A 4087-nucleotide genomic window follows, 5' to 3' on the forward strand; every position below is an offset into this window, starting at 1 on the left:
TCACAGGAGAGAACTCAAAACGGAAATCAGGAAAATGTTCTTTTACAAAATCCCGGGTCGGTTCGTCGTGACCGTTATCAATCACCAGCACATTCACATCAAAGCCATCGGGCACCTGTTTCATGGCGGTACGCACCGTAGGAAGGAGGAACTCCAGATGGTATTTCCCTTTGTAGGTCAGGATCAGGATACAACAGCTATGTCGCTTCTCATTCATACTTCATTCCTATCGATGACCGCGAAGATAATAGTAGAATCGGACCGGTTTGAAAAAAGTAAACAGCAAACCGGATTTATTCAGCCACCGGCAAAAGCGCAGATAAATCTTTTGAGAGGCGGTTGCCTGCGCCAGAAATAACCGTTTCAGTTCGGCATCGGCATCGCGGTCAAAGACCAGGTCAAGAAAGCGGCGGTAGTTGCGATGGGACCGGATCCTCTTTTTAAGTTGAGGATAACGTTCCAGTGCCATGGCACACATGCGTTCATTCTCTTCACGGATCAGCATACGGTTCTCTGGCTGGAAGGAAAAATTCCCGTCATGAATCCGGTATCGACCCAGTACCTCGGGAAGGTAATGCCATTTGCCGGAAGGATTGGCCGCATAATCATCCAGTGTAAACAGGAGTTCATGTTTGAATTTGAAGTCCGTTGGATAGCGGCCGTGTAGATAATATTCTGAGCGTGCCAGGCATGAAGAAGGCAGGACCCCGGACATCTTTTTTCCGAAAAACCAGTTTACCGGCAACACCCAATCCAACGGATCTTCCGGCACCTTGCCATCATCGGAAAGCTTTTTGATTTCCGCACCCGTTTCACTGTCGAACATGATCATATCATGATGACACAACACCACATCGGGTTGCACCTTCAGAAGATTTACCTGTGTTTCAATCTTCCCCGGCAACATCACATCGTCGCCTCCGAGAAATGCGGTAAACTCTCCCTGGCAATGATCAAAAGCGCGGTTAAAGTTTTGAGAGATGCCCTGATTCTTCTCCGAAAAAAGCGGTCGGATACGGGCATCACGATCAGCAAACCCGCGAATGATATCGCATGTACGATCGGTGGAAGCATCATCACTAATCACTACCTCAAGGTTCGTGTATGACTGATCCAGCACACTCTGCAGCGTTTCAGCAATAAATCGTTCCTGGTTATATGCGGGTATCACCACACTGACCAGACCTGGTATGAAGTTGGTTGCCATTAGCCGATGCCGATGCGTTGTTTGGCAATGAACCGAAGATAGGCAGTCAGTCTGGACAGCGAATAATGCTTCATGATCAGGTTACGCCGGTCAGCAAGGAAGGCTTGGTCAAGATGTGTACCACTCTCACCGCGGTTGTTGTAATGCACTATGGTACGTGGAAGGTAGGCGGTATGAACATCATTCCTTCCGAATGCACGCAGGTTGAATTCCCAGTCGGCATTGATGGGATACTTCAGGTCAAAATTCCCGAGGCGTTCGAACAGGGACCTTTTCACAAACATGGCCTGGTGGCAAATATTAGACTGTGTGATACGCACCGGATCGTATGCTCCGCCGTGGATAAAATCCTTCACCAAAAAATGTGCATCGCCGTATATGATGTCCGTGTTATTTTCGCCGGCATACTTAAAAACATCTGAAAACACTTCATCATCGTAAAGCCGGTCATCAGCGCCGAGAAAGTATACCCAGGTACCTTTGGCGATGGCGATCCCTTTGTTCATCGCATCATAAATTCCCCGGTCGGGCTCGCTCACCCATGTCACCTTATCATATGCTTTCACCGTCTGTTCGGTGCCGTCTTCGGAACCACCATCCATCACCAGGTATTCAAAGTCTGTGAACGTTTGGCTCAGTACACTTTCAATGGAATGCCTGATTGTAGCGGAAACATTCAACGTGGGCGTGATAACCGAGATGAACGGGGAATGGCCAGAAGGATGATCTTGTCTTTGCATTCGGCGGACCGCTTACGAGGCACAAAGATAATCAATCATCTCCTTCAGCCTTGTTTCCGGATCGAGGACTTCCGCATACAATTTTTCAGCACCGTGCTTCATGTCGGGCAAGCCTTCCTTCAATTGAGCCAGACAAGGCCTGAATGGTGCGCCATCGGGCCAGACAGCACCGAAGTGATACGTTTGATTTAATGACGGGTATACACCTCCATCGGTGGTGATGGTAGGTATGCCAAGCTTCATGTATGTGGAGAACTTACCGGATGCCAGGCCGATGTTGCCTATATTCCTGCCTACATGAGGCCCACCGGCGAAGTCGGGAATATACATGGCAAGTCCGGCATCAGCTCCGGATAGAAAAGCTTCATAGGCGCGGTAATCCGGAAACACATGGGTATGTAATGTCAGCGGGCGCCCCTTTTGCTGCAGGTCCTCCATTCGTATACGCAACGTATTTTGAGGATCAAGTGGATTGCGGGCGTGGATCAGCAACCAGAAGTGATCGTCCCAATCATTTTCCAAAGCATCCAGAATCCTTGATATGCCTGTCCACTCCGACACGTGACCCGAGTGACAAATGATCTTCCTGTCTTCCGGGATTCCCAAACGCTTGTGGAGGTTCTCAGCTTTAGGCAGATCACTCCGCATAGGAGCGACCGGCACCCGGAAAATACGTTTGAACCTGTCAGCGCCAATACCATTTTCTTTAAAGAAATCCTGCTCGCGAATGTCATCCTGTATCACAAGAAAATCCACATCACCGTGACATTTCTTTTTGTGTAGCCGGTGAATGGTGAGGAACTTTTCATTCCGCTGACTTTCCAGTTCGTTTTTAAAGAATATCTCAAAAGAAAGATTTCCCAGTTTGCATCCTGCAGGCCTTTTCAGCCGCGCAGCAATCAGAAAACCGATGGGGTCCACGCCGAGTAAGGACACGACCTTTTCTTCAGTCAATATTTCTTCCGCCTTATGGTATGCACCTTTGGTCTCGCGGATGACAGACGGCCTCCAGGACAAACGGCCATAGTATGGGGGGATGGCAAACAATCTCACGAAGGAAAAACGTTCGGGGACAGGGTCATGATCCTCTCTGCAGAAAAGCAGAACCTTGTTGCCCGATGCCCCTAACTGTGAGATCAGCTCCACCAGTGTGGGGTTGGTGAACGTATCCGGATTTATGTTGACAATTGCTATAGTTTTCATACCCTCAGGCTATGACGCTCCCTTACCCCCATTGCTCACCCATCTTTTTGCAAAGTTCCGTCGCTCTTCCGGAGTATAGAAATGTTCTGCATAATCATTTTCATACACCTCCTGGTACTTTTCCGGCGTGAGTGTCAGATGTTCCGAAAGGTTTTTCAGGGCTTCCAGGTATTGCTTCTGAGCCGACGTATTGGCCCGGGTCGTTCTCTTCAACTTCAAACCCGCAACCTCCTTAAGGGCTGGCGATGCGGTATCCGCCAGATCTTCCAGACGAAGAACAATCAGGTGTCCTTTGGGAAAGCGGTAGACTGAATACTTTTTTTTGTGATCGAATGGTGTGTTAAAGACATCAAGCTGGAGTTGTTTATTCAATTCTTCCCTGAACCAACGAAGTGCGTATTGATGGTCGAATGCATCAAACCGTTCCTTCAGATACTGTACGTTCACGGACGCGGGATCAATATTCTCCACACTGATGGCCTCGCCGATATCGGAAATATCCCTGGCCATAGGATCACGCACCAGGGTGATCACCACCCAAACGGAACGGTCCCATACGGAGCGGATGGCCTTTACCTGGCGCTTTACAACTTCGATGAGTGGTTGGCTTTGTGTGTATGCCAGTTGATTGGCCACCCCTTCTTCCGTTAAGAAATGAATATGATGAACAGACAGGAACGGATACTCGAAACGCAGGCTGTCATAAAGAGAAGTGGAACCAACCTTGCCCATGGTATACACAAGAAACCGGGTATTTCGGGTACGCAGGTATGCCGGAAAATGCCGAAGGACCTTCCATGCTTTTCTCATGCGGGACCTGAAGCGTCCGCTCATGGTGCTTGTTCCGCTTTGATCTTGCGTGCCACGGTCACCACATTCCAGGTATTGGCCGTAGGCTTGTCTCCGGTCATCCAGGCAAAATGCCCTTCCGGTTTAA

5 protein-coding genes are annotated in these 4087 nt (G+C 49.1%); all 5 read right to left on the reverse strand.

From position 1 onward, the window contains the following. Positions 1 to 217: hypothetical protein (locus KDD36_14815; GenBank protein MCB0397921.1), on the reverse strand; the 217-nt coding region annotated here is incomplete at its 3' end. Positions 218 to 226: 9 nt separating this feature from the next. After that, positions 227 to 1207 (reverse strand): glycosyltransferase, encoded by a 981-nt coding sequence (locus KDD36_14820; GenBank protein ID MCB0397922.1) that lies wholly within the window; start codon positions 1205 to 1207, stop codon positions 227 to 229. Beyond that, entirely contained in the window at positions 1207 to 1947 is a 741-nt protein-coding gene (locus KDD36_14825) for a glycosyltransferase (protein MCB0397923.1), read from the reverse strand. The genes KDD36_14820 and KDD36_14825 overlap by 1 nt, the downstream gene beginning before the upstream one ends. 12 nt (positions 1948 to 1959) lie before the next feature. Then, positions 1960 to 3150, reverse strand: coding sequence for a hypothetical protein (locus KDD36_14830; GenBank protein MCB0397924.1), 1191 nt, complete (start codon positions 3148 to 3150; stop codon positions 1960 to 1962). Positions 3151 to 3159: 9 nt separating this feature from the next. Beyond that, positions 3160 to 3960 carry a hypothetical protein gene (locus tag KDD36_14835; GenBank protein ID MCB0397925.1) on the reverse strand — a complete coding sequence of 267 codons (801 nt, stop codon included), beginning with the start codon at positions 3958 to 3960 and terminating at the stop codon, positions 3160 to 3162. Positions 3961 to 4087: the final 127 nt, after the last annotated feature.

The sequence above is a fragment of the Flavobacteriales bacterium genome, from assembly GCA_020435415.1.
Lineage (GTDB): Bacteria > Bacteroidota > Bacteroidia > JACJYZ01 > JACJYZ01 > JACJYZ01.